Consider the following 24,329-nt stretch of genomic DNA (forward strand, 5'->3'; position numbering starts at 1 on the left):
GCTCAGTCTCTAGGAACGGTTGTGGGCGTAGACCAGCCGGCGCCCGGCGTGCTCGGTGGCGAAGACACCGCTCGACCAGCCCGGGCCGGAGCCCGTCTTGCCCCAGACCGTGGTGCCGGCCGTGTCGAAGCGCATCAGGCCGCCCGCGCTGAAGCATGCCTTCGGTGACAGGCAGGTGTTCTGCGGGGCGTTCGGCACGTCGGGGACCTCGTACAGGTGCCGCTGCTGGGCGGGGGGCAGCAGCCGGCCGCCCAGCAGCGCCGTGATGAAGCGGTCCAGGTCCGCCGCGGTCGAGACCAGGCCGCCCTCCGCCCAGAACCAGGCCATCCTCGGATCCGCCGACAGCCGGGTCTGGCGCAGGCCCAGGGGGCGCAGGACGTGGCGCTGCAGCTCCTGCTCGTAGGTCCGGCCGGATATCCGCTCCACGAGCAGGCCGGCGACGAAGCTGTTCAGCCCGTTGTACTGCTGGACGGTGCCGGGGGCGGGTATGCGGTCCGGGCGGGTGGCCGCGTCCGCCGCGAACGAGGCGAGCAGCACGGCGCGCGGCTCGGCTGGGCCTCCCTCGACGGGCGGCAGGTCACTGGTGTGGTCCATGAGCTGCCGTACGGTCACTTCGGCGTACGCGGCGGGGATCAGGTCGGGCAGATAGCGGCGCACCGGCGCGTCGATCGCTATGCGGTGCTCGGCGGCGAGCCGCAGCACCAGGGTGTTGGTGAATATCTTGGTCACGCTGCCGACCGGCAGCTCCGCGTCCGCGGCCACCGGCCCGGCGGTCCCGGTCCACGGCGTGCGCAGCCCCTCACCGGACACCCGCGCCAGGGCCCCCCGCGAGACCTCGTCGGGCAGCCGGGCCAGCAGCGCCCGCAGGGCGGCGGGGTCGTGAGCGGCCGCCCGCTCGGCGCGGGCCGAGGACGCGGCGGACACGACGGGCGCGGCGAAGGCGGCCGGGGCGCCCACGCCGACGGTGAGAGCAGCCAAGGCGATGCCGGCGACGGCGATCCGGTGGACGGTGCGGGGACGTGCGTTCATCGGTGGCTCCTGGAGAAGGACGACTCGGCGGGCTCTGACACCAACTCTCCGCCACCCTCCGGACGTTGCCCATCGGTGATCACCCTGACCGGACCCCGAAGCCACCCCGACGCGGACCGCCCCGACCCTGGGGGCCTCCCCGTCAGGGCTCCCCCGGGCCCCCCGGGCCCCCCGGGCCCCTTGGACCCCCGGCTCATTCCGCCGCACCCGCCGGTCGCACCCGGCCCGCCACCCACGACCCGCCACCCACTACCCACCCGGCGCGGCTACAGGTACTCCCGCGCGAACTCCACCGCCCACTCGACCGCGGCCACGGGGATGGAGCCCGAGTGCGGGTCGACGGTGAGGCGGGCGGACTCCCAGTCCTGCTCGCGGTGGATGACGAAGACGGCCGGCGCCTCGGCGCCCTGCGGGGTGGCCAAGAACTCGATCGCCCGGTCGTCCCCGTCCGAACCGAGCGCCTCGATCACCATGTCCCCGACCGTGAACTCCACTGCCCCACCCCTCACGTCCTCGCGCCCTCGCGCCCTGATCGGTTCCGGCGCGGCGTCCCCCGGACGCGTGCGCACGCACCACCCTCCATCGGGGCGGGCCGCGCCGCATGAGTGCGCGTACTCAGGCCCGTACTCACGCCCGCGCCGGGGCTCCCGCCAGTGCCCATGCCGTTCCCCGCCGTACCGTCCGCCTGCCGCGCCCCCGCCCTCCTTGATCACCGTCAGGCGCCGCGCACGCCGTACGCCGTCCGGGCAGGACCTGGAATCCGACAGGGTGACGAGCGCAACACCGGTCCGGCCACCTCCCGCACCCCCACCCATTCCGCAGGCCGGAGCCACGCGCCGGCCCCCGTTTCCAAGGGCACTCGGCGCCCGCACCCAAGCATTACGCGAAAGGGGACATATCGGTCCACCGTCCACTCCTCGGATCCGGGGCAAATACCCGAGCGCGCCCGCATCCGGCCCCGTAAGCTCCCGTCATGCAGGTGATCCAGTCAACGAAACTCGCCAATGTCTGCTACGAAATCCGCGGCCCCGTGCTCGAAGAGGCCATGCGACTCGAAGCAGCAGGTCATCGCATCCTCAAGCTCAACACCGGCAACCCCGCGGCCTTCGGCTTCGACTGCCCGCCGGAGATCCTTGAGGACATGCTCCGCAACCTGGGCAACGCCCACGGCTACGGGGACGCGAAGGGGCTGCTCTCGGCGCGCCGCGCGGTGATGCAGCACTACCAGACCAAGGGCATCGACCTGAACGTCGAGGACATCTACCTCGGCAACGGCGTCTCCGAGCTGATCCAGATGTCGATGCAGGCGCTGCTCGACGACGGCGACGAGGTCCTGGTGCCCGCACCGGACTACCCGCTGTGGACCGCCTCCGTATCGCTGGCCGGCGGCACCGCCGTGCACTACCGGTGCGACGAGCAGTCCGACTGGATGCCGGACCTCGCGGACATCGAGCGCAAGGTCACCGACCGCACCCGCGCGATCGTGATCATCAACCCGAACAACCCGACCGGCGCCGTCTACGACGACGAGATGCTGCGCGGGCTGACGGACATCGCCCGCCGCCACAACCTGATCGTGTGCTCGGACGAGATCTACGACCGGATCCTCTACGACGGCACCACGCACACGAACACCGCCGCCATCGCCCCGGACCTGCTGACGCTCACCTTCAACGGGCTGTCCAAGAACTACCGCGTCGCCGGCTACCGGGCCGGCTGGATGGCGGTCTGCGGCCCCAAGAAGAACGCGTCCTCGTACATCGAGGGCCTGACGATCCTGGCGAACATGCGGCTCTGCGCCAACATGCCCGCCCAGCACGCCATCGCCACCGCCCTCGGCGGCCGGCAGTCGATCGTCGACCTGGTGCTTCCCGGCGGGCGGTTGCTCGAGCAGCGCGACACGGCCTACGACCTGCTGACCCGGATCCCCGGCATCACCTGCGTGAAGCCCAAGGGCGCGCTGTACCTCTTCCCCAAGCTGGACCCGTCCGTCTACAAGATCAAGGACGACCGGCAGATGGTCCTCGACCTGCTGCGCGAGGAGAAGATCATGGTCGTGCACGGCACTGGCTTCAACTGGCCCGACCCCGACCACTTCCGGATCGTGACCCTGCCGAACGCGAAGGACCTGGCCGACGCGGTGACCCGGATCGGGAACTTCCTCGACGGCTACAGCCAGCCGTAGGGGGCCTCGCGACGCCCTAGGGGTTGCGTCGACACGCACGAACAGGAATCAGCTCAACTTTAGAACGGATCCAATGTAGGATGGTCTCCTGACCACGCAGGAGGCCTCCGCATGTACGAGCCGATTCGCACCAAGTCGGTCGACCCCCGCATGGGCGGCCACCGCACCGACTACCCCCGCAGCAGCCGTTCCGAAGCGCTGGACATCCAGCTCGCCGGTCACCTCGCCGCGCTGCTCACCGTCACCGACGAGCTCGGCCTCGACGAGGCCGCGGCCCGTATCGCCGTCGAGGTGGCCCGCCTGCGCGGCGCGCAGCCCACGCGCGCGCCCCGGAGTCCCGGCCACGACGCCGAGGCCGCCTCCTCGCTGCACCAGCGCGCCCACGACCTCGCCGCCCGCGCCCTGCTCGTCGCCGCGTCCCGCGCCGACACCACGGTCGCGATCCTCGCCGCCGAGCGCATGGACGCGCACGCCGCCGCGCTCGACCTCGTCGGCGCCCACTGACGGCCCCGGTCCGGGGCCGCGGAGGCTCCGGACCGGGTGCCCTTTCCCCGCGGCGCCGAAGCCGCGACGCACCACCGCCCTGCGGCGCTGAACCCGCACCCGCCCCTGCCCCGCGGCGGCGAAGCCGCAACCCGCCTCACTCCCCCGCCCGGCGGATGAACCCCGCGCGGCGGGGCCTGGCGACCTACGGGGCCAGGGTGAAGTCGGCGGCGGCGATACCGCACCAGGGGACCGTGGCCGGGGGCCAGACCGGCCCGAGTGCCTCGGCGCGCTCCGTCGCGGCCGGGGGGACACCAGGGATCCTCACCAGCGCCTGGGGGCCCCCGGCGACCGAGGCCGCCGGGCCCGGGGTCCGGCCCGCCCCAGCCGGATCCGCGTCCGGCTGCTCGCGGAACTCCACCGTGACGACGTAGGCCCCCTCGCCCGGGAAACGGTTCACCGCCTCGACCGAGGCCGTCACCCGCCGACTTGCCGGATCGATTCGGCAGTCCGTGATCCGTACGTCCTCCCACGCGGCCCCGGCCGGCCGCTCGGCCGGCGCGCCGCCGGCCCATACGTACAGCCCCAGCGGGGCGAAGACCAGCAGTCCCGCCACGACCACCAGGGCGACCAGCCAGCCCTGCCATTTCAACGCACTCACGCCCATGGCACGATCCTCCCGGCCGCCCGCTCCGCTCACCAGCACCCACGGGCCCACACAGCATTTCGAAGTGGGACCGCCTGGTCACCTCCCGTTCACTCAACTCGGCGCGGAATGTGGGTTTCCGCGAGCACTCTGCACCCGTGAGACGCATCCTAGGAATCGCCCTGGCGGCCCTCCTGATCGGCGGCGTTACAGCCGTCATCGTCATGGGGGGCAAGAAGCCGGAGGGCACGGCAACGAAGACCGTGCGTGGCGTCATCGGTTCGGAGAAGTCCGAGTTCTTCCGCGACCCCGACGTCGTCAAGGCCCTTGCGGACAAGGGCTACACCGTGAAGGCGGAGACCTCGGGCTCCTGGGCGATGGACCAACTCGCCCTCAAGGAGTTCGACTTCGCCTTCCCCAGCAGCAGTGAACCCGCCAAGGAGATCGAGACGGCGGCCGGGGTGAAGGGAGCCCAGAACACCAAGCCCTTCTTCTCCCCGCTCGTCGTCATCGCCCGCTCCAACGCCGCCAAGGTCCTCGCCGACCACGGCCTCGTGAAGATGACCGGCAAGAACTCCGGCACGCTCCTCCTCGGCCCCTACCTGAAGGCCGCCGGCGAGGACAGGAAGTGGCAGGAGCTCCAGGGCGGGACCACCGCCTACCCCGAGCTGACCGGCACGGTGTTCATCAAGACCACCGACCCGGCCACCTCCAACTCGGGCGCGCTCTTCCTCGCCACCGCCTCGAACGTGGCCAACAACTCGACCGTCGTCTCCGACGACGCCGGCATCGAGCGGACCGCGCCCCTGATGCGCAAGCTGATCTCCGTGCAGGGCGCCCTGGAGCCGAGCACCGACGACCCCTTCCGGGCCTTCATCAGCGGCAGCGGCGAACCGCTCATCCTCGCCTACGAGTCCCAGGTGGCCAGCCTGCTCCTGCAGAAGCAGCCGCCGGACGACATGGTGGTCCTCTACCCGGACACCACCGTCAACTCCCCGCACACCTTCGTGCCGATCAGCGAGAAGGCCAAGGAGCTCGGCGGCCTGCTGGCCACCGACCCGAAGCTGCGCGAGCTCGCGATCCGCCACGGGTTCCGGCCGCAGGAGGGGGTGGCCGAGTTCACCGCCGCCACCGCGCCGCAGGCCGCGTACCTCAACCCGGGCCTGACCGGCATCCGCCAGGTCGGCGCGCCGACCGTCAAGATCCTGATGGCGCTGGCCGCGCGCGCCAAGGGATAGGGGGACCACATGATGACACCGACACCACCGCAGGACGGCCCGCTCGTCCTCACCGCTCCCGAGCCCGTCGCCCCCGTCAAGCGGGAGCAGGCCGCCGGCCTCGTACCGCTCCAGGACGGGGTGCGCGAGGAGATGGCCCGCCGGGCCGGGGAGTACGTCGGCTCGCTGGCCGGCATCGACAGCCGCTCCCCCGAGTTCGCGACCCGGATCGGGGAGATAGCGGGCCTCGGCTCCGCCGACATCCGGGGCGCCGCCCAGCAGTCCAACCGGATGCTGGAGCGGGCCGTACGCTCCCTCGGCTCGGACGGCGGCGGCGACGCCCAGGCCCGCGTCGCGACCTCACTGGTCGAACTGCGGCGCACCGTAGAGGACTTGGATCCGCGCGACACCCCGGCCAAGGGGGTCCGCAAGTTCCTCTCCAAGCTGCCAGGCGGCAACAAGCTCCAGGACCACGTGGCCAAGTACGCCTCCTCGCAGACCACCCTCAACCGGATCGTCGGCGCGCTGCGCGGCGGCCAGGACGAACTGCGCCGTGACAACGCCGCCCTGCACACCGAGCGCGCCCGCCTGTGGGAGACCATGGGCAAGCTCCAGGAGTACGCGGTGCTCACCGAGGCCCTGGACGCGGCCGTGGAGCAGCGGATCGCCGGGCAGGCCGACGCGCGGCAGGCGGACGCGCTGCGCGTGGACGTGCTGTTCCCCGTGCGGCAGAAGCACCAGGACCTGCTGACCCAGTTGGCCGTCTGCGCGCAGGGCTACCTGGCGATGGACGTGGTCCGGCGCAACAACGACGAGCTGATCAAGGGCGTCGACCGGGCCGCGACCACGACGGTGTCCGCGCTGCGGATCGCCGTGATGCTGGCCTCGGCGCTCGACAGCCAGAAGAAGGTGATCGAGCAGATCAACACCCTGCGCGACACCACCGAGGACCTGATCCGGGGCAACGCGGAAATGCTGGCCACGCAGAGCGGGGAGATCCAACGGATCGCCGCCGACCCGGCGGTCGGGGCGGAGACGCTGCGGACGGCCTTCGCCCAGATCTACAAGACGCTGGACGCGATCGACACCTTCAAGGCGCAGGCCACCGAGAACATGGCGGCCACCGTGGAGTCCCTGACCGGCGAGCTCCAGAACGCCTCGGCCTACCTGGCGCGCACCCGCACCGCGAGCGCCCTGGAAGGCGGCGACCGATGAGCATCCGCAGCGCTGTGATCCGCAGACGGCTCGCCGCGGCGGTGGCGCTCGCCGCCACCCTGCTCGGGGCGAGCGCGTGCATGGCCCAAAAGCATCCGGACCGGCCGGAGCGGTCGGTGTACCAGGAGGGCAAGCTGCGCGTGCTGGCCTCCAGCGAACTGTCCGACATGGACGAGGTGTTGAAGGCGGCGAAGACCGCCACCGGGGTCGGCGTGGAGCTGACCTTGTCGGGCACCCTCGACGCGGTCGAGCAGATCGCCTCCGGCAAGGCGGACGGAAAGTACGACGCCGTCTGGCTCTCCTCCAACGACTACGTGCGGCTGCGGCCCGAGGCGGCGGGGAAGCTGTCGAGCGAGACCCCGGTGATGTCCTCGCCCGTCGCCGTCGGCGTGAAGCCGCAGGCGCTGGCCCGGCTGGGCTGGAAGCCCGGGGAGGTCACCTGGTCGGCGGTGCACGAGGCCGTGGCCGCCGGGAAGCTGACGTACGGGATGGCCGATCCGGTGCGCTCCAACTCCGGCTTCTCCGCGCTGATATCCGTCGCCTCGGGGCTCTCGGGGGCACAGGCGGCGCTGACCGACGCGGACGTGGCGAAGGCGCAGCCGAAGCTGAAGGAGTTCTTCGCCGGGCAGAAGCTGACCTCGGGCTCCTCGGGCTGGCTGGCGGCCGCGTACACCAAGCGCGGGGACGTCGACGCGCTCGTGAACTACGAGTCGGTGCTGCTGTCCATGAACCGGGACGCGAAGACGGACCTGACGGTGATCCGGCCGCTCGACGGCGTGGTCACCGCCCACTACCCGCTGACCCTGCTGACCTCGGCCCCGGCCGGGGCCCGCGAGTCGGGGCGGGTGCTGACCGACCACCTGCGCGGCGCCGAGGCCCAGAAGGCGATCACCGAGAAGACCTTCCGGCGGCCCGTCGCGGCCGGGGTGACCCCGGCCGCCGGGCTGAACGCGGACAAGCGGCGCGAGCTGCCCTTCCCGGGCACCCGGTCGGTCGCGGACGGGCTGCTGGCCAGTTACGAGAACGAGCTGCGCCGGCCCTCGCGCACGGTGTACGTCCTGGACACCTCGGGCTCGATGGCCGAGGGGGACCGGATCGGGCGGCTGAAGGCGGCGCTCACCGACCTGACGGGGAGCGGGACTTCGGGGACCGGGCACCGGTTCCGGGACCGCGAGGAGGTGACGCTGCTGCCCTTCGGCGACAAGGTGAAGAAGGTACTGACGCACGTGGTCGAGCCGGGAAATCCGGGACCGGCCCTGGACGCGATCCGGGGTGACGTGAAGTCGCTGCAGCCGGAGGGGGGTACGGCCGTGTACGGCAGTCTGAAGGCCGCGTACCAGCACCTGGGGCAGGGCAACGGGGACGCCTTCACCTCGATCGTGCTGATGACCGACGGGAAGAGCGGCGACCGGGCGAAGGACTTCGACGCCTTCTACGCGGGGCTGCCGGAGGCGCGGAAGCGCACGCCGGTCTTCGCGGTGCTGTTCGGCGACTCGGACCGCGAGGAGCTCACCCACATCACCGAACTGACCGGCGGCCGGCTCTTCGACGCCACCGACGGCAACGGTTCCCTGGACGGCGCCTTCGAGGAGATCCGTGGCTACCAGTAGGACGGCCGGGAGGGCGCTCGGCGCGGGTCTGCTCACGTACCTGGAGTCGAAGAAGAACCTGGCGGGCAGCGCCTGCGGCGTGATCGGGGTGGGCCTGACGCTGACCGGGGTGGCCGGCACGTACTGGCCGGCCGTGATCGCCGGGCTGTACGCGGCGGGCGCGCTCATCGCCCCGCCGGACGTGCCGCCGCCCCCCGCGGTCCCGGAGCCCGCCGAACAACTGGGCTTCGTACGGGAGGACTTCGCGCGGCTGCGGGAGTACGTCGGCGAGGTGGACCTGCCGTCGGAGCCGGCCGGGGTCCTGGCCGGGCTGCTGGAGCTGTACGCGGCGATGCTGGAGCCGGGCTGGGTGGCCGGCGTACTGGCCACCGAGCCGGAGGCGGTGCACGCGCTGACGCGGGCGATCCGGACGGACGTCCCGGAGTGCGTGGACGCCTACAACCGGACCCGCTGGTGGACCCGGCTCACGGCGGGCGGGGAATCGCCCGAACGCCATCTGGAGCGGCAGCTCTCGCTGCTGCGCGAGGAGGCGGAACGCGTAACGGCGGGCCTCCGTGAAACGGAGGCCCGCCGTCAGCAGACGCACACGACCTATTTGGAAGGTCGTAGGGAATCCTAGGTCGGGACATCCCGCGTCGTTCCTACGGCCGGGGACAGCCGGCCGCCGGTTCTTGGGGGGCTGGGGTCAGCCCAGGCGCTCGACGAGCGCGTCGTACTGGTCCCACAGTTCCTTCGGCGTGTGGTCGCCGTAGGTGTTCAGGTGGGCGGGGACCAGCGAGGCCTCGTCGCGCCAGACCTCCTTGTCGACCGTGAGCAGGAACTCCAGGTCGGCGGCGGGCAGGTCCAGGCCGTCGGTGTCCAGGGACGCGACGGTCGGCAGGATGCCGATGGGGGTTTCGACACCCTCGGCGGTGCCCTCGAGGCGCTCGACGATCCACTTCAGGACGCGGCTGTTCTCGCCGAAGCCGGGCCACACGAACTTGCCCGCGTCGTTCTTGCGGAACCAGTTCACGTAGTAGATCTTCGGGAGCTTGGCCTGGTCCTTGCCCTTGGCCACGTCGACCCAGTGCCCCATGTAGTCGCCCATGTTGTAGCCGCAGAACGGCAGCATGGCGAAGGGGTCGCGGCGCAGCTCGCCGACCTTGCCCTCGGCGGCGGCGGTCTTCTCGGACGCGATGTTCGAGCCGATGAAGACGCCGTGGTTCCAGTCGAAGGACTCGGTGACCAGCGGCACGGCGGAGGCGCGGCGGCCGCCGAAGAGGATCGCGGAGATCGGGACGCCCTTGGGGTCCTCCCACTCGGGGGCGATCGTCGGGCACTGCGAGGCCGGGACGGCGAAGCGGGCGTTGGGGTGGGCCGCCGGGGTCTGCGACTCCGGGGTCCAGGCGTTGCCCTTCCAGTCGACGAGGTGCGCGGGCGCCTCTTCGGTCATGCCCTCCCACCAGACGTCGGAGCCGTCGGGGGTGAGCGCGACGTTGGTGAAGACGGTGTTGGCGTACATCGTCTTCATGGCGTTGGCGTTGGTGTGCTCGCCGGTGCCGGGCGCGACGCCGAAGAAGCCGGCCTCGGGGTTGATCGCGTACAGGCGGCCGTCCTCGCCGAAGCGCATCCAGGCGATGTCGTCGCCGACGGTCTCGACGGTCCAGCCGGGGATCGTGGGCTCCAGCATGGCGAGGTTCGTCTTGCCGCAGGCGGAGGGGAAGGCGGCGGCGATGTACTTCGACTCGCCCTGCGGCGGGGTGAGCTTGAGGATCAGCATGTGCTCGGCGAGCCAGCCCTCGTCGCGCGCCATGACGGACGCGATGCGCAGCGCGTAGCACTTCTTGCCGAGCAGGGCGTTGCCGCCGTAGCCCGATCCGTAGGACCAGATCTCGCGGGTCTCGGGGAAGTGCGAGATGTACTTGGTGGTGTTGCAGGGCCACGGCACGTCGGCCTCGCCCTCGGCGAGCGGAGCACCGAGGGTGTGGACCGCCTTGACGAAGAACCCGTCGGTGCCGAGCTCGTCCAGGACGGGCTTGCCCATGCGGGTCATGGTGCGCATGGCGACGGCGACGTAGGCGGAGTCGGTGATCTCGACGCCGATCGCGGAGAGTTCGGAGCCGAGCGGGCCCATGCAGAAGGGGACCACGTACATGGTGCGGCCCTTCATGGAGCCGCGGAAGATGCCGCCCTCTTCGCCCTTGCCGGCGAAGAGCTCCTTCATCTCGGAAGGGGCCTTCCAGTGGTTGGTCGGGCCCGCGTCCTCCTCCTTCTCGGAGCAGATGAAGGTCCGGTCCTCGACGCGCGCGACGTCGGAGGGGTCGGATGCGGCGTAGTACGAGTTCGGGCGCTTGGCCGGGTCCAGCTTCTTGAAGGTGCCCTTGGAGACGAGCTCCTCGCACAGGGCCTCGTACTCGGCCTCCGAGCCGTCACACCAGACGATGCGGTCCGGCTGGGTGAGGGCCGCGATCTCGCCGACCCAGGAGACGAGCTCCTGGTGGTTCGTCGGGACGTCGGAAGTGGTGGGAGCCGCGTTGTCGCGCGCCACGATTGCTCCTTGTTAATGGTTTCGTTTGGTTTTGTGCCCCGTGGGGGCTGCGACCCGGACGCTTCGCGCTCCGCTCATCCGGTGCCGACCGCACTCATCTGATCATCCGGTGCGTGTGCGCATATGTCCAGGGGGCCTCTCACGTGAGCATTGCCACTCCGGTCAATCTTCCGTAAAGCGCACTAACGGAAACCTACGCAACCGTAGGTAGCATGGTCGGCATGACTTCTGACGCCGCTGCCGTGGCCGCTCCGGTGGTCGAACCGGCCGATCCGGAGGCCAAGCCGCTCATGCGCGGCTGGCTGCACACCGGCATGTTCCCCGCCGTGGTGATCGCCGGTCTCGTCCTCATGGCCTTCACCGACTCGACCCGGGCCCGCGTGGCGTGCGGGGTGTACATCCTCACCGCGTGCCTGCTCTTCGGCGTCAGCGCCGTGTACCACCGCGGTACGTGGGGCCCTCGCGGCGAGGCCGTCCTGCGGCGGCTCGACCACGCCAACATCTTCCTGATCATCGCGGGCACGTACACACCGCTGACGGTGCTGCTCCTGCCGGATTCCAGCGGGCGGACCCTGCTGTGGGCGGTCTGGATCGCGGCCGCGGCCGGCATCGCCTTCCGCGTCTTCTGGGTCGGCGCCCCGCGCTGGCTGTACACGCCCTGCTACATCGCGATGGGCTGGGCGGCGGTCTTCTTCCTCCCCGAGTTCATGCGGACCGGCGGGATCGCGGTCCTGGTGCTCGTCATCGCCGGCGGCCTCCTCTACAGCGCGGGAGGGGTCATCTACGGCATGAAGCGACCCAACCCCTCCCCGCGCTTCTTCGGCTTCCACGAGGTCTTCCACTCACTGACGCTCGCCGCGTTCGTGGCCCACTACGTCGGCATCTCGCTGGCCGCGTACTCGCACTGAACCCGGCGGGGTCCCCGCCGGGTTGGCCCGCCGCCGCCCCGGACCGGTCAGGGGCGGGCCGGGCCCAGCTGTCCGGCCAGCTCGGCGGGGTCCGTCGTGGGGCGCGCGCAGACGAAGTGCCGGCACACGTACGCCGCCGGGAAGCCCTCCACGAGGGTGCGGTCGGCCAGGAGGGGGAACTCCCCGCCGCTGCCGTCCGCCGCGCGCGGCGGACCGGTCGCCACCACCGCCCCGGGAGCCGTCCCCAGCAAGGCGGTGCGGTGCAGACCCGCCGTCGCCGGATCGTCCGGGTGCCCGACGACGGCGACCTCGCGCGGGCCGTCGACGAGCGCCTCGGCCACCGCCAGCCCGTGCCCGATGAAGCGCGGAGCGCGCGGACCGAGCGCGTGCACCACCGCGAGCGCCCGCTCGGCCGCCGTGCGGTGCGGCTCCGAGCCGGTGTGCGCGGCGTACGAGAGCAGCGCGCCGGCGGCGGCGGTCCAGCCGGAGGGGGCGGCGGTGTCGGTCGGATCCTGGGGCCGGCGGATCAGCCGTTCGGCGTCGTGCGCGGTGTCGTACAGCGATCCGTCCTCGGCGGTGAACCGGTCCAGGACCAGGTCGACGAGGAACCCGGCGAATTCCAGCCAGACCCCCTCGCCGGTGACGGCGGCCAGCGCGAGGAAGCCCTCGGCCACGTCCCCGTAGTCCTCCAGCACCCCGGCGTTGGCCCCGACGTGTCCGTCCTTGCTCGTCCGCGCGAGGCGGGCCCGCCCGGCCGCCGCGTCGAAGTGGACCCGTACCAGGAGGTCGGCGGCCTCGGTGGCCCGATCGACCAGATCGGGCCGGTCGAAGAAGGCCCCGCACTCGGCGAGGGCGGCGACGGCCAGCCCGTTCCAGGCGGCGACGATCTTGTCGTCCCGTCGGGGCGCGGGCCGCCCGGCGCGGGCGGCGAGCAGCCTCTCCTTGATGCCGGTGAGCCGCTCCGGCTCGATGTCCGGCCCGTCCGCGGGGAGTTGCAGTACGGACGTCCCGTGCTCGAAGGTCCCCTCCTCGCTCACCCCGAAGCAGGCGGCGGCCAGTGATCCGTCCTCCTCGCCCAGCACCTCCCGCAGCTGCGCGGGCGTCCAGGCGTAGTAGGCCCCCTCCACGTGCTTCCCGGTGACCTGGTCCTCGCTGTCGGCGTCGAGCGCGGAGGCGAAGCCGCCCTCGCCGGTGCGCAGTTCGCGGACCATGAAGTCGGCGGTCTCCAGGGCCACGCGCCGGGCGAGCTCCGATCCGGTCGACCGCCACAGGTGGGCGTAGACCCGGCACAGCAGCGCGTTGTCGTAGAGCATCTTCTCGAAGTGGGGTACCAAAGGCCCATCGCTCTTCGCGCGCAGCACATAGCGATGGAACCCGCCTCCCACCTGGTCGAACAGGCTCGATCGCACCATGGCCTCGCAGGCGCCTTCCGCCATCTCCCTGGCACCTTCGGAGCCGGTCCGGGCATGGTGGCGGAGGAGGAATTCGACGACCATGCTCGGCGGGAACTTCGTATCACCTCCGCCGAACCACCCGCTCGCCGGGTCGTAGTCCCGGGTCAGCTGAAGGAGGGCATTGCCCTGGGACTCGGCGGTCGGCAGGCCCTCGCCCCCTGCTCCGAGTGCACGGCCGGCGAGGTCGCGGGTGATCTTCTGCGCGACCTCGGCCACCTCCTCACGTCGGCCGACCCACGCGGTCCGTACACCTTCGAGCACCTGCATGAACGAGGCCGTCCCGTGCCGGGGCTCGGGCGGGAAGTAGGTACCGAAGTAGAAGGGCTCCCCCTCGGCCGTCATGAAGACGGACATCGGCCAGCCCCCTTGCCCTGTCGCCGCCTGGACCGCCTCCATGTAGACGGCGTCGACGTCCGGCCGCTCCTCCCGGTCCACCTTGATGTTCACGAAGTGCTCGTTCATGTAGGCGGCCGTCAGCTCATCCTCGAAGGACTCGTGCGCCATCACATGACACCAGTGGCACGAGCTATAGCCAACACTCAGGAACACGGGAACACCGCGCCGCCGGGCCTCCTCGAACGCCTCGGCCTCCCAGGGCCGCCAGTCGACGGGGTTGTCCGCGTGTTGGAGGAGATACGGGGACGTGGCCTGCGCAAGTCGGTTGGACATCCCCCCATCCTTGCGCACCCGCCTCCGCCCCGCCCAAGCGCCACGGGGCAGCGCGCGGGTGGGGCTCTGGAGGAGCAGCGTCGACAGGATGGCCCTCTGGACTCCGGCCGGTCAGGCCCAACCGACCGAGAGAGGCCCCAACAGGACCACCTGGATAACGTTGTCCCGGGCCAAGGGGTCAGCTGCCCGCCTCCACGGGATACAACGTCTCCGCCCCCGAAAGGGTCGGCAACGGGTCGCACTACCGCCTCGTGCCAGCCGTCGTGTCCGGGTTCCCGCAGGCACTCGACAGAGTCCCGAGGGGGCCCGTGTACCTGGGCTCACCCCAGAGGCCGCGCCTTAGCGCCCCGATGTGCCCAATGCCCAGGAGCGCCCAGGCTCCGCAGTGGGTTCGTTCTGTCCGGCGGGCAACAAGGGGCACTGCCACTTCGGGACTCCCGTTCCTGGTAGCACCACTTCGAGCATGTGCCGAAGCGTCCGGACGCTGACACCGACCCGTACGGCGATCTCCTCGTGCGTCTCACCGTCCGCCAGGCGCTGCCGGAGCTTCAGTTCATGGCTCCCGATGTACTGGCGCGCCTCCCACGCCTCCCGCGCGCTGAGCCTGGCCATTCGTCACCGCCTCCGCTGACGGGTCAAGACTTGCCGCCACTGCCGTCAGCAGGCCCGGAAGCGCCTGGATGACAGCAGCGGTCAGTTCGTCGTCCGCTCGTACGCCTGCCGTCTGACTGAGGTCCGGGGTAGGGCCGAACCGGCGGGCCAGGATGCGCGTGAGTCCCTCATCGAGGAACGCACGCTCCTTGGGGCCCCACTCCGGGACAGTGCTCACATTCGCTCCGCCGCGAGCTCAACCCAAACCGTCTTGCCGACGACCCGGTCGGTCACTCCCCAATCGGCGGCGAATGCCGTGATGAGCTGCAACCCGTAGCCGCTCTCCCCGGCGCCGGACGACTGGATACGCGGGAGCCTCTCGCCCCGCGCGTCCGTTACCTCCAGACGGAGAACGTCACCGGACATGGCCATGCACAGCTCGAAGTCACGCCCGGAAACGTGCCCGTGCCGCACGGCGTTCGACGCCAGTTCCGCAATGACCAGCCCGGCCGTATCCGAGGCGTCAGAGCCAAGGGGAATGCCCCAGTCAGCCAACTCGATCAGCGCAAACTGCCGGGCGAGGCGGGCACCCCGCGCGGTCGCGCTGAATCGCTGAGCAAAGCCCGTACCAGCGGCAGTCATGGAGCCGTCCCCCTCACGTGGTCCGATGCCGAACACGCTAGGGAGACTGGTCTCACACACTCAAGGAACTTGCATGAGCTTGCACACCAATTTGCTTGGTCTATACGGGTATTGACGCTGCTGCGACAGGTCAGCCAAGCTCGTGCAAGCCCAAGCAAGCACCTCGACCAGGGAGCCGGCCATGGCCGTAGAGTTCGTGGGAATCGACCCCAACACCGACCGGGATCACTGCCCCACCGTATGGGCCGACACGGAAGCTCAGGAGATCCTTTTGCAGGGGTGGAAGCCGAGTCCCGAGACTCAGACCGAGTGCGAGGAAAACAGCCCAGCGAACGGCTCCGTACCGGAGGGTGAAGCCATCGTCAGGATTCCCGCCCGGATGATTCCGATGATCAGGGAGGCGTGCGATGCCGTCGAGCGTGCCCAGCTTCGCTGAGCTGCTTGGCCGGTGCGAACGATCCGCCGTTCACCTGGAGTTGCGCGACTCCTACATGCCGACGGACAGGTTCGAGGCGTGGAAGCGGGGCGAGCGGATCAGGTGGGACGACCGCGCATCCTGGTGGCACCCCTACGATCAATTGATCATGGACACCGTGACTCGGGGCGTGTCGATCCGCAGGGCCCGGGTGGTCTCCGAACCCGTGTCCGAGTACATCCGGTGGGAGCACTACGTCACTCACGCCAACGTCACAGCGGGTGAAGAGGTGCGGTGGCTGCCACGCCGACGCGCTACGGGCATCCCCCTGCCAGGGAATGACTTCTGGCTCTTCGACGGCACGTTGCTCCGGGTCCACCACTTTTCCGGTGACGGTGTGGTGGTCGAGGATGAGATCACGGACGACCCAACGACAGTGAAGCTGTGCTCCACCGCCTTCGAGGCGGTCTGGGAGCAAGCGCTCCCGCATCACCTGTACGAAATCTGACGAAGGCCGGCTCCTTGCCCCCCCATCCCTCTTCGAATGTCCAGAAGGCCCGCGAGGATCTGGCGAGTCGCCTGCGCGAGATCCGGAAGGACGCGAGGATCACCGGACGGGAGCTGGCCGTCCGGTGCGGCTGGTCGGAGTCGAAGTCCTCCCGCATCGAGCACGCCAAGACGCCACCCTCGGACGCGGACATTCGGGCGTGGTGCCGAGCCTGCGGCGGTGACGACCAAATCTCCGACTTGATCGCGGCGAACAGGCAGTCTGACGACGCACACGTCCAGTGGAAACGACTCCAGCGGAGCGGGCTCCGCCGCCTGCAAGAGTCCACAGAGGACCTCTACCGGCAGACCCGCATATTCCGGGTCTACGTCTCGGACGTGATCCCTGGCTTTCTCCAGACACCCGGATACGCCACCGCGCTGCTGTCCTCCATCGCGGACTTCCGGGGGACCCCGGACGACGTGAGCGATGCCGTAGCGGCGCGCATGCGGCGCAACGCGGTGGTGAGAAACAGCGCTCACCAATTCTCCTTCGTGCTGGAGGAGTCGGTGTTGCGGTACCGACTGTGCAGCGCCGAGACCATGGCGGCACAGCTTGGCCACTTGCTCGGAGCCATGGACCTTCCGAACGTCGCCGTGGGCATCATCGGGTTCTCGGCGCAACGGACCGTGTGGCCCATGCCAACCTTCACGATCTTCGACGACACCAGGGTTCACGCCGACTCTCTGGACGCTGCCTCCACGCTCACCCAGCCGAGCCAAGTCGAGCTATACACCCGAGCTTTCGATCGGCTCTCGCACGGCGCGACTCGGAGCGCGGCGACGCGTTCCCTCATCGCAAGTGCACTGGCAGCCCTGGACTGAACGATAGCCGTGACGCCAGGTCGTTTGTCTGGGCTCTCCCTTCGGGACACGTTGACACCAATTTCCGGGCGCTTACGACCCCCTCAGCGGCCCCTATCTGACGCATCCGAAGCGGGGTTTCCCCAGTCGCCCCAGGGGGCGCGTACCCAAAAATGGAGCCGAACCCAGCGCGCGTTCCCCGAGCTGGGGACGGGATCGCCACGAGGAACGCGCAGGAACTTCCGGGCCGCCCCCGCTCGCCGTGAGAGCGGCGGGAAGCGCGAGCGGTCACGGAGTGATGAAGTGGCCCTGAATCCGGGTTACCTCTTATAGATGGTGTTTTTAGTTCTATGCATGGAATAGAAGCAAACCGTCATTCCGTCACTTCGTCACCACGTCGAGAGGCAGGGGGCCCGTCCGCCGGGCCCTAAGGCCTGGCCTTCCGCTTCGAACTCACTTCTCGGTGGTGGTGTCCTTCTTCGACAGCCAGCCGAACTCAAGCCGTTCCAAGATCGGGGTGTGGTCCCCCTGTCGCGCGGCGGGCCTGACCGTGATGCCCTTCTTCCCAAGGGCGCACTTCAGAAGCATCCGCTTGTCCGCCATGTCCGCCGCTTCCCACGCCTCACGCAGGGTGTCGATCTGCGTGAGGGGCGAGAGGTCTGCCTCTGCGTCCAGCGCCTCAAGGGTCGCGGTGGTGCTCTCGATAACGGCGCGCTGCCCCTCGCTCAGCTCCTCGAAGCGCTCTTCGTCCATCTTCCCGTACACGTAGAAGTCGTCTTCGAGCTTCTTCACGCGTCTCAGGGCGGCCTCAAGGGCCTTCTGAGCCTCGTCCTTCATCGCCTGCGTTTCGGGGTCCGCGAAGGCGAGCCACCGGCGGGCTATCTCTACGACCACCGGGTCACCAGGTTCAAGGGCCGTGATGTGGTGGACCCAAGCCTGTCCAACTGCGTGGTCGATGCGGTCGGCAAGGGTCACCACCCCCTCACAGATGGACTTGCCCCGCGTCTGGCGGACCTCACACCGGTAGCGTCCGCCACGGTGACTCATTGACCCACCGCACGATTCAAGCTCTCCCGTGCCCCTCTTGTCCCGCAGACGTCCGCATCGGTAGCTCCCGGTGCCCAGGTACTTCGCTTCCGGCTTCCCCTTCGCCCATCGTTCATCGGTCCGCTCGGCGATGAGTGCCTTGATCTTGAACCACTCGCCTGGCGTCACAACGCCCGTGCCGCACCTGATGGCTTCGCCCTCCTCGTTGCGCAGAGGCTCGCCGTACCCCTCCCAGACGTCCAAGGGGTTGCCGTGCTCGTCCGTCTTGCGCCGACGGATCGGGACCATGCCCGCGAAGAGCGGGGACTGAGCCAGCTTGCTCACCGCCGTGGGCGACCAGGTAGCACCGCTCCGGGTCCGGTGGCCCTCCTCATTGAGTTGATGGGCCGTGTCCTTCGTCGTCTTCTTGTCGAGCAAGAGGTCCGCCAGCCTGCGGGCTGTGCCGTACTCATCGGGATGGGGTTCGACCTTCCCGCTTCCGGGCGCGCTGTAGAGACCGAACGGGGGTCTGCCCGTTCCCCTTCGGCCTTCCGCCTTGTGCGAATCGTGGCCGATCTTCACGCGCTTCGCGATGTCCCTCGCTTCCTCCCTGGCGCGCTCGCTCAGGATCGCGAAGACCATGCGACCGCCCTGTGCCGAGTCCAGCCCTTCGGAAACAGAGACGAGCCGCGATTGCCGGCGGTCGAACTCGTCGAGCATCCGGCCTACCGCCCCCATGCCGCGCCGGTCGAAGCGGTCGGTCTTCCACACACCGAGCGTCTTGGACCTGCCGTCCATGACCGCTTGCGTGGCCTTCTCGAACTCCCGTCGTCGCACGTGCGTCTTGGATGCCGAGAGCTGTTCGAACCAGACGTGTCGAATCTGAAGTCCGTTCGCCTGCGCCCAGCGCGCCACGTCCCGCAAGTGTCCCCGCAGCGTGGCCAGGTCTTCCTTCCTGTTGCTTCGTCGCAGGTAGGCGTCCATGAGTCCGGACGGCTTCGCCGTCGCGGGCTTGCCCAGTCCCAGGGCTTCCAGTTCCTCGGGGCTGAGCCCCAACCCGACCAGCGTCGAGTGATCCTCGCGCACCACAACCCCCTCTGCTCTCAGGGAAAGGGTACGGAAACGATGGACCTTAGACCGCTACTTTCTCGAAGTGCGGTACGACCCACTCCCGGTCCACGGAGTACCGCGCGAACCCGCCGCCGAGCTGGTCGTAGATCCCGCCCCGGGCCATGGCCTCGCACGTCTCGGCGGCCATCTGCAGCGCCCCCTCGGCGCCGGTCCGGGCGTGGTGGCGCAGCAGGAACTCCAGCACCATGGACGGCGGGAACTTCGGCGCACCGCCGAACCCGCCGCGCACGGCGTCGAACTCCCGCGTCAGGCCCAGCAGTGCCTGCGCGAGCTCCTCGGGGCCGGGCGTGCCCGCCTTCCCGTAGTCGAGCTTGCGTCCCGCGAGGTCCCGTACGATCCGCTGCGCGACCTCGGCAACCTCCTCGGGCCGCCCCACCCACGCGGTCCGCACGCCTTCGAGGACCTGCATGAAGGAGGGCATGCCGTGCTTGGGCTCGGGCGGGAAGTAGGTGCCGAAGTAGAAGGGCTCGGCGTCGGGGGTCAGGAACACCGTCATCGGCCAGCCGCCCTGCCCGGTGGCCGCCTGCACGGCCTCCATGTAGACGGCGTCGATGTCGGGGCGCTCCTCGCGGTCCACCTTGACGTTGACGAAGTGCTCGTTCATATAGGCGGCGGACAGTTCGTCCTCGAAGGACTCGTGCGCCATGACGTGGCACCAGTGGCAGCTCGAATATCCGACGCTGAGCATCACCGGCACCCCGCGCTCCCTCGCCTCCGCGAACGCCTCGGGCGACCAGGGCCACCAGTCGACGGGGTTGTCGGCGTGCTGGAGCAGGTACGGCGAGGTCTCGTTCGCGAGGCGGTTCGGCATGGGGACATCCTGCCGCACGGGGTCACCGCGCCTCACGACCCGGCGCCGGTGTCCCGTCGTGGGTCCGGCCCCCTGTGTCATCGCCGCAGGAGCGGGGCCAGGTCACGGGTCCAGGTGTCGCGGGTGCCGGCCCAGGTGGCGGCGCAGTCCGAGCGCGCCGGGGTCGCCAGGTCCTTGTGGCGGTCCGGGGAGTGGCCGTAGACCGCGCAGCGGTGGGACTCGGCGCGGACGGCGTCCGGGGCGTGTTCGTCCGACGGGTCGGGCTCGCGCTCGGCGGCGGCCGCCCGTTCGTAGGCCCGGGCCGCCACCAGGAGGGTGTCGTCGCCCTCGGGGTCGCGGAGCAGCATCACCTGGGCGAAGCGGTCGGCGGCGTCCTCCTCGGCGCGGCCCTCCTCGGTCGGGAGGTCCAGCGCGTCGATGAGGGCGTGGCCCGCCTCGTGGTACAGCGTCTCGCGGACGATCTCGGCGAGTCCCTCGCTGCCGCGGGTGACCAGCTCACTCTGCTCGGTCAGATCGTCGTAGCAGAGCTCGATGCGGCGGGCGTCCGGGTCGTAGCCGGTGCCCTCGCCGTGGCAGGACCGGGCGACGACGGTGACCAGGTGGGGGAGGTCGACGTACGCGTTGAGGTCGGCGACGACGAGTCCGGGGAGGTTCCAGTCCCTCAGGAACCGGTAGTTGAGCTTGTCCGCCGCCACGGGCTTCTCGTAGCGGAGCCCGAAGCCCCGTTCGGGCAGCGGTTCTTCCGGCAGCGACCCGCATCCGGCCACCGCCGGCAGCAGCAGCGCCACCACCACACACGGTCCCGCAGTCCCCCGGAGTCTGCCCACCGGGTCACCCTATGCGACCGGTTGCGCGTCAACTCCCTCTGAACTAGCTCAGATTCCCTCGCGCTCGCGACCGTACCGAAGGACACTTGTGACACGTTTCCGGAACTCTCTGAGGGGGATGCCGATGCGGGACAGCCATCGCGGTGAGGCCGAACGGATGCTGGAACGGGCCGTGGACGAGGAGGCCCGGCGGGGAGCGGGCGGGGCCGCCGGCACTCCGGAGGCCAAGGCGGCGCTGCTCGCACGCGGCAAGGAGGCCCTGGACGCGCTCGCGGCGAGCGCGGCCGCCGAGTACGAGGCGTACGTGCGGGCCCTGGACGAGGCCGCGGCCGGGGACGAGTCGCTGGGCGAGGCCTTCCGGCGCGCGAACACCTCGACGGCGCTGCTGGTGACGGCCGTCGCGGCGGCCGCCGCCATCGGCGCCGACCTGGCCTTCGGCGTGGAGCTCGGCACGGCGCTGACCGCCGGGGCCGTCGCGGGCGTGGCCGGGGCGACGGCGACCGTGGCCAAGGTGACCGCCCTGCACCTGCCGGCGGCGAACCGGCGCGCCGGGGAGCAGGGCCGCCCGGGCGGTCCCGAGCAGCTGAAGCTGACGTGGCTGTCGGCGCTGGAGGTGCGCGGGATACGGCCGTTCCTGGAGCAGCAGCGCAAGATGGCCGCGGCCGCCCGCAGCTCCCTCACCACCCACACCGCGCACACCACCGCGAACGGGAGTGGCGGCGGCGTCCTGCTCCAGACCCGCGCCACCAACCGCAGCGCCGAGGCCCGCCGGCGGAGCATGCTGGAGCAGTCCTTCGGCCAGCTCCCCGAGCTCGACGGGGTGTTCGTGGGCCGGCGGGCCGAGCTGACCCGCATCGCGCAGTGGGTGCAGAGCGCCCGGGCCAGCACCGAGACCCGCCCGGTGGTCGTGGTCCTGCACGGCGAGCCCGGGGTCGGCCGCACCACGCTGGCGCTGCGCGCCGCGCACGCGCTGCGGGACCAGTTCAAGGGCGCCTGCGTGGTGGACCTGCGCGGCGGCGCGGCCGAGACCCCGCTGCCGACCCGCGAGGCGCTGCTGCACCTGATGAACCGGCTCGGTGCCCCCCGCGAGCAGCTGCTCTTCCGGGAGGGCTCCTCGGCGGACCAGCAGGTGCGCAGGCTCGGCGAGCTGTACCACCAGCACTTGCAGGGCACCCCGGTGACGGTGGTCCTGGACGACGCGGTCGATGCCGCGCAGGTACGGATGCTCGTGCCCGAGCGCTCCGAGAGCCTGGTCCTGGTCACGGCGCGGGAGCCGCTGGACCTGCCCGACGATCCGGCGGCCTGGGTGTACCAGCTGCCGGTGTCCCGGCTGACGGAGGAGACCGGCGCCGGGCTGGTCCGGGCGGGCGCGGGGGCCGCGGGGGCCGCGGGGGCCACAGTGACCTCCGGGGCCGCGGGGACCCCGGAGCCCGCCGGCGCCGAGCCGGACGCGGCGGGCGCCGACGGGGCCGCGTACCGCGAGGAGACCTTGCGGGGGCTGCTCGCGCTCGGCGCCGGCCTGCCGCTGGCCCTGCGCGTACTGGCCCCCCTCGGGGCCGGGCGGCGCCCCGAGGGCCTCGGCGCCCCCGAGGACCCCGCGGACTCCTTGGACGCCGCGCTCGACCTCGCCTACGCCGCCCTGCCCGAGGAGCGGCGCCGACTGCTGCGCCGGCTCACCTTGGCCGGCCGGGCCTCGCTCGGAGCGGCCGCGGCCGCGGCGCTGATCGACGCGGACCAGGTGGAGGCCGGGCGGCTGCTGCGCGAGCTGGCCGGGGCCGGCCTGCTGGACCACGTACGCGGGGACCGCTTCCGGATGCACGACGCGGTGCGCTCGTACGCGGCGGCCCGGCTGACGCGGGACGAGGACCGGGCCGGGGCCGCGGCGGCGCACGAGCGGCTGATCCGGACGTACGCGCAGCTCGCCGACTCGGTGATCCGCATGGTCGACGGGAAGATGTCGACGCGCGCCAACCACTTCGGGAGCCACGGCTTCGCCTCCCTCGACGCGGCGCTGCGCTGGCTGGACGAGGAGTCGAGCTTCATCACGGCGGCGCTGCGGCACTCGGAGGGCGTGGACCAGCAGGCGGTGCTCGACCTGCTGGGCGCGCTGTGCGACTTCTGCCTGCTGCGCGGGGACCTGTACCGGCTCGGCGAGATCAACGAACTGACACAGGCCGTCGAGGCGGGGCAGCAGGCACAGACGGGTCAGCAGGGACAGCCCGGGCGCATGGTCCGCTCGGTGCAGTGGCGTACGGGTATCGCGGCCCGCCAGCTCGGCGAGCTCGACAAGGCCCGCACCACCCTGACCTCGCTCGTCGACCAGTACATGGAGGCCCACCAGGAAGCCGGCGCGGGCATGGTCCTGGTCTCGCTCGGCATCACCCTGCACCACCAGGGCAACCTCCCCGAGGCCGCGGCCCGCATCCGCGAGGCGCTCGTACTCCAGGCAGCGGACGAGCTGGCGGGCGACCGGGCGTGGGCGCTGCACGCGCTGGGCGCGGTCGAGCGCGATCGCGCGAACCTCGCGGAGGCGCTGCGGCTGCTGCGGCAGTCCCTGGTCCTGCACCGCGAGAGCGAGAGCGTGCACGGCGAGGCCTGGGCGCACCTCCAGCTCGGCCAGGTGTACCTGCGCCTGGGCGAGGTGGGGCGCGCGGAGGCGGAGCTGCGCCTGGCCCTGGAGCTGTACGGGCGCACGCGCGACGACCGCGGGCAGGCCTGGGCGCTGACCCAGCTGGGCCGGGCCCGGGTCGTCGACGGGGATCCGGGCCCGGCGCTCGAGCGGCTGCGCGACGCGCTGGCCCGGCACCGGGAGGCGGAGGACGCGCGCGGCGAGGCCTGGACCCTGTACTACCTCGGGCAGGCGCTGGAGGAGGCCGGGGAGCGCGACCGGGCGGTGCGGGAGCTGGAGCGGGCCCGCACGATGTTCTCCCGGATGCGGGACGTCTACGGGCTCGCGCACGCCCGCCACCACTCGGGCCGGGTGACGCGCGACCAGCGGGCGGCGCAGACGGGGAACCTGCGCAACTCCGGCTTCGCCCGCCAGCTCCTGATGGACGCCCGGGCGGACTTCCGGAGGATCGGGCTGGCCCACGGGGAGGCCTGGACCTGCCTGGAGCTGGCGGTGGTGGACGCGGGCAACGGACGCGTCGCGCAGGCGGTGGGCCTGTGCGAGGAGGCGGTCCGGCTGTTCATCTCCTACGGGGACCGGCGCGGGGAGGACTGGGCGCGCTTCCTGCGCTGCACGCTCCTGCCGTACGCGCTCCCGGGAGCCGCGGACGAGGCGCGGACGGAACTGTCGAGGCTGGCGGCGGCCCCGCACCCGATGCGGGACGGGCGGCTGGAGGACTGTCTGGAGTCCTACGCGGTGATCCTGGCGCGCGGCGTCGACCCGTCGGAGGGCTGGCAGGCGTGGCGGCTGTCGCTGGTGCCCGATCCGCAGTCGCGGGAGATCATGGGCGTCTCGGTCCCGCTTCCCCCGCACTAGGCGGCGGCTTCCCCGCACGGCGGGCGCCGCCCGGCGGCCGGGGCGCGTGCGAAATCCCGCCGCCCCGCCGTTTCACGGCTGGGCGGCGGTCGCACGAAGCGGCGTAAGG

19 protein-coding genes and 1 pseudogene are annotated in these 24,329 nt (G+C 71.1%); 11 read left to right on the plus strand and 9 right to left on the minus strand.

Annotation, left to right across the window (positions count from 1 at the left end):
• Positions 1-9 precede the first annotated feature (9 nt).
• Positions 10-1,029, minus strand: a complete 1,020-nt coding sequence (locus J7F03_RS00710) for a serine hydrolase (protein ID WP_214946639.1) — start codon at positions 1,027-1,029, stop codon at positions 10-12.
• 266 nt (positions 1,030-1,295) lie between these two features.
• Positions 1,296-1,523 carry a hypothetical protein gene (locus J7F03_RS00715; protein ID WP_214946640.1) on the minus strand — a complete coding sequence of 76 codons (228 nt, stop codon included), beginning with the start codon at positions 1,521-1,523 and terminating at the stop codon, positions 1,296-1,298.
• A 479-nt stretch (positions 1,524-2,002) separates the two neighbouring features.
• Between J7F03_RS00715 and J7F03_RS00720 the strand changes: the two genes are divergently transcribed.
• Positions 2,003-3,214 (plus strand): pyridoxal phosphate-dependent aminotransferase, encoded by a 1,212-nt coding sequence (locus tag J7F03_RS00720; protein WP_214946641.1) that lies wholly within the window; start codon positions 2,003-2,005, stop codon positions 3,212-3,214.
• Between the two features lie 111 nt (positions 3,215-3,325).
• A complete protein-coding gene (locus tag J7F03_RS00725; protein WP_214946642.1) occupies positions 3,326-3,718 on the plus strand; it encodes a hypothetical protein in 393 nt (130 codons plus the stop codon).
• Positions 3,719-3,902: 184 nt separating this feature from the next.
• Here J7F03_RS00725 and J7F03_RS00730 read toward each other — a convergent pair whose 3' ends face one another.
• A complete protein-coding gene (locus J7F03_RS00730) occupies positions 3,903-4,364 on the minus strand; it encodes a hypothetical protein (RefSeq protein WP_214946643.1) in 462 nt (153 codons plus the stop codon).
• 137 nt (positions 4,365-4,501) lie between these two features.
• Here J7F03_RS00730 and J7F03_RS00735 point away from each other — a divergent pair, with 137 nt between their 5' ends.
• The 4 genes from J7F03_RS00735 to J7F03_RS00750 are packed head-to-tail and all read left to right on the plus strand — an operon-like array spanning position 4,502 to position 9,004.
• Positions 4,502-5,581 (plus strand): substrate-binding domain-containing protein, encoded by a 1,080-nt coding sequence (locus J7F03_RS00735; RefSeq protein ID WP_214946644.1) that lies wholly within the window; start codon positions 4,502-4,504, stop codon positions 5,579-5,581.
• A gap of 9 nt (positions 5,582-5,590) precedes the next feature.
• A complete protein-coding gene (locus tag J7F03_RS00740) occupies positions 5,591-6,775 on the plus strand; it encodes a toxic anion resistance protein (protein WP_214946645.1) in 1,185 nt (394 codons plus the stop codon).
• Complete coding sequence (locus J7F03_RS00745) at positions 6,772-8,385, plus strand: VWA domain-containing protein (protein WP_214946646.1); 1,614 nt, start codon at positions 6,772-6,774, stop codon at positions 8,383-8,385. The genes J7F03_RS00740 and J7F03_RS00745 overlap by 4 nt, the downstream gene beginning before the upstream one ends.
• Entirely contained in the window at positions 8,372-9,004 is a 633-nt protein-coding gene (locus J7F03_RS00750) for a hypothetical protein (RefSeq protein WP_214946647.1), read from the plus strand. The genes J7F03_RS00745 and J7F03_RS00750 overlap by 14 nt, the downstream gene beginning before the upstream one ends.
• Positions 9,005-9,070: 66 nt before the next feature.
• Here J7F03_RS00750 and J7F03_RS00755 read toward each other — a convergent pair whose 3' ends face one another.
• Entirely contained in the window at positions 9,071-10,912 is a 1,842-nt protein-coding gene (locus tag J7F03_RS00755) for a phosphoenolpyruvate carboxykinase (GTP) (RefSeq protein WP_214946648.1), read from the minus strand.
• A 221-nt stretch (positions 10,913-11,133) separates the two neighbouring features.
• Between J7F03_RS00755 and J7F03_RS00760 the strand changes: the two genes are divergently transcribed.
• A complete protein-coding gene (locus J7F03_RS00760; protein ID WP_251071230.1) occupies positions 11,134-11,820 on the plus strand; it encodes a hemolysin III family protein in 687 nt (228 codons plus the stop codon).
• Between the two features lie 47 nt (positions 11,821-11,867).
• On the opposite strand, the gene J7F03_RS00765 is transcribed toward J7F03_RS00760, so the two are convergent.
• Complete coding sequence (locus J7F03_RS00765; RefSeq protein ID WP_214946650.1) at positions 11,868-13,943, minus strand: thioredoxin domain-containing protein; 2,076 nt, start codon at positions 13,941-13,943, stop codon at positions 11,868-11,870.
• Between the two features lie 825 nt (positions 13,944-14,768).
• A complete protein-coding gene (locus J7F03_RS00770) occupies positions 14,769-15,212 on the minus strand; it encodes an ATP-binding protein (RefSeq protein ID WP_308378866.1) in 444 nt (147 codons plus the stop codon).
• A 145-nt stretch (positions 15,213-15,357) separates the two neighbouring features.
• Here J7F03_RS00770 and J7F03_RS00775 point away from each other — a divergent pair, with 145 nt between their 5' ends.
• From J7F03_RS00775 to J7F03_RS00785, 3 genes are read left to right on the plus strand one after another with little or no spacing between them, the layout of a single operon-like run.
• Positions 15,358-15,612, plus strand: a complete 255-nt coding sequence (locus J7F03_RS00775; RefSeq protein ID WP_214946651.1) for a hypothetical protein — start codon at positions 15,358-15,360, stop codon at positions 15,610-15,612.
• A complete protein-coding gene (locus tag J7F03_RS00780; RefSeq protein ID WP_214946652.1) occupies positions 15,584-16,099 on the plus strand; it encodes a DUF6879 family protein in 516 nt (171 codons plus the stop codon). Before J7F03_RS00775 ends, J7F03_RS00780 begins: the two co-directional genes overlap by 29 nt.
• Positions 16,100-16,113: 14 nt before the next feature.
• Positions 16,114-16,962: a helix-turn-helix transcriptional regulator gene (locus tag J7F03_RS00785; protein ID WP_214946653.1), complete on the plus strand. Its 849-nt coding sequence runs from the start codon at positions 16,114-16,116 to the stop codon at positions 16,960-16,962.
• Between the two features lie 432 nt (positions 16,963-17,394).
• Here J7F03_RS00785 and J7F03_RS00790 read toward each other — a convergent pair whose 3' ends face one another.
• From J7F03_RS00790 to J7F03_RS00800, 3 genes and pseudogenes are all read right to left on the minus strand, one after another.
• Positions 17,395-19,053, minus strand: a complete 1,659-nt coding sequence (locus tag J7F03_RS00790) for a recombinase family protein (RefSeq protein ID WP_214946654.1) — start codon at positions 19,051-19,053, stop codon at positions 17,395-17,397.
• A gap of 55 nt (positions 19,054-19,108) precedes the next feature.
• A pseudogene (locus tag J7F03_RS00795) lies at positions 19,109-19,909 on the minus strand (thioredoxin domain-containing protein); the annotation flags it as partial.
• 77 nt (positions 19,910-19,986) lie between these two features.
• On the minus strand, positions 19,987-20,736 hold the full coding sequence (locus J7F03_RS00800) for a DUF4344 domain-containing metallopeptidase (RefSeq protein WP_214946655.1): 750 nt from the start codon (positions 20,734-20,736) through the stop codon (positions 19,987-19,989).
• A 124-nt stretch (positions 20,737-20,860) separates the two neighbouring features.
• Here J7F03_RS00800 and J7F03_RS00805 point away from each other — a divergent pair, with 124 nt between their 5' ends.
• Complete coding sequence (locus tag J7F03_RS00805; RefSeq protein WP_214946656.1) at positions 20,861-24,220, plus strand: ATP-binding protein; 3,360 nt, start codon at positions 20,861-20,863, stop codon at positions 24,218-24,220.
• The last annotated feature ends 109 nt before the right edge of the window (positions 24,221-24,329 follow it).

The sequence above is a fragment of the Streptomyces sp. ISL-43 genome (assembly GCF_018614195.1).
Lineage (GTDB): Bacteria > Actinomycetota > Actinomycetes > Streptomycetales > Streptomycetaceae > Streptomyces.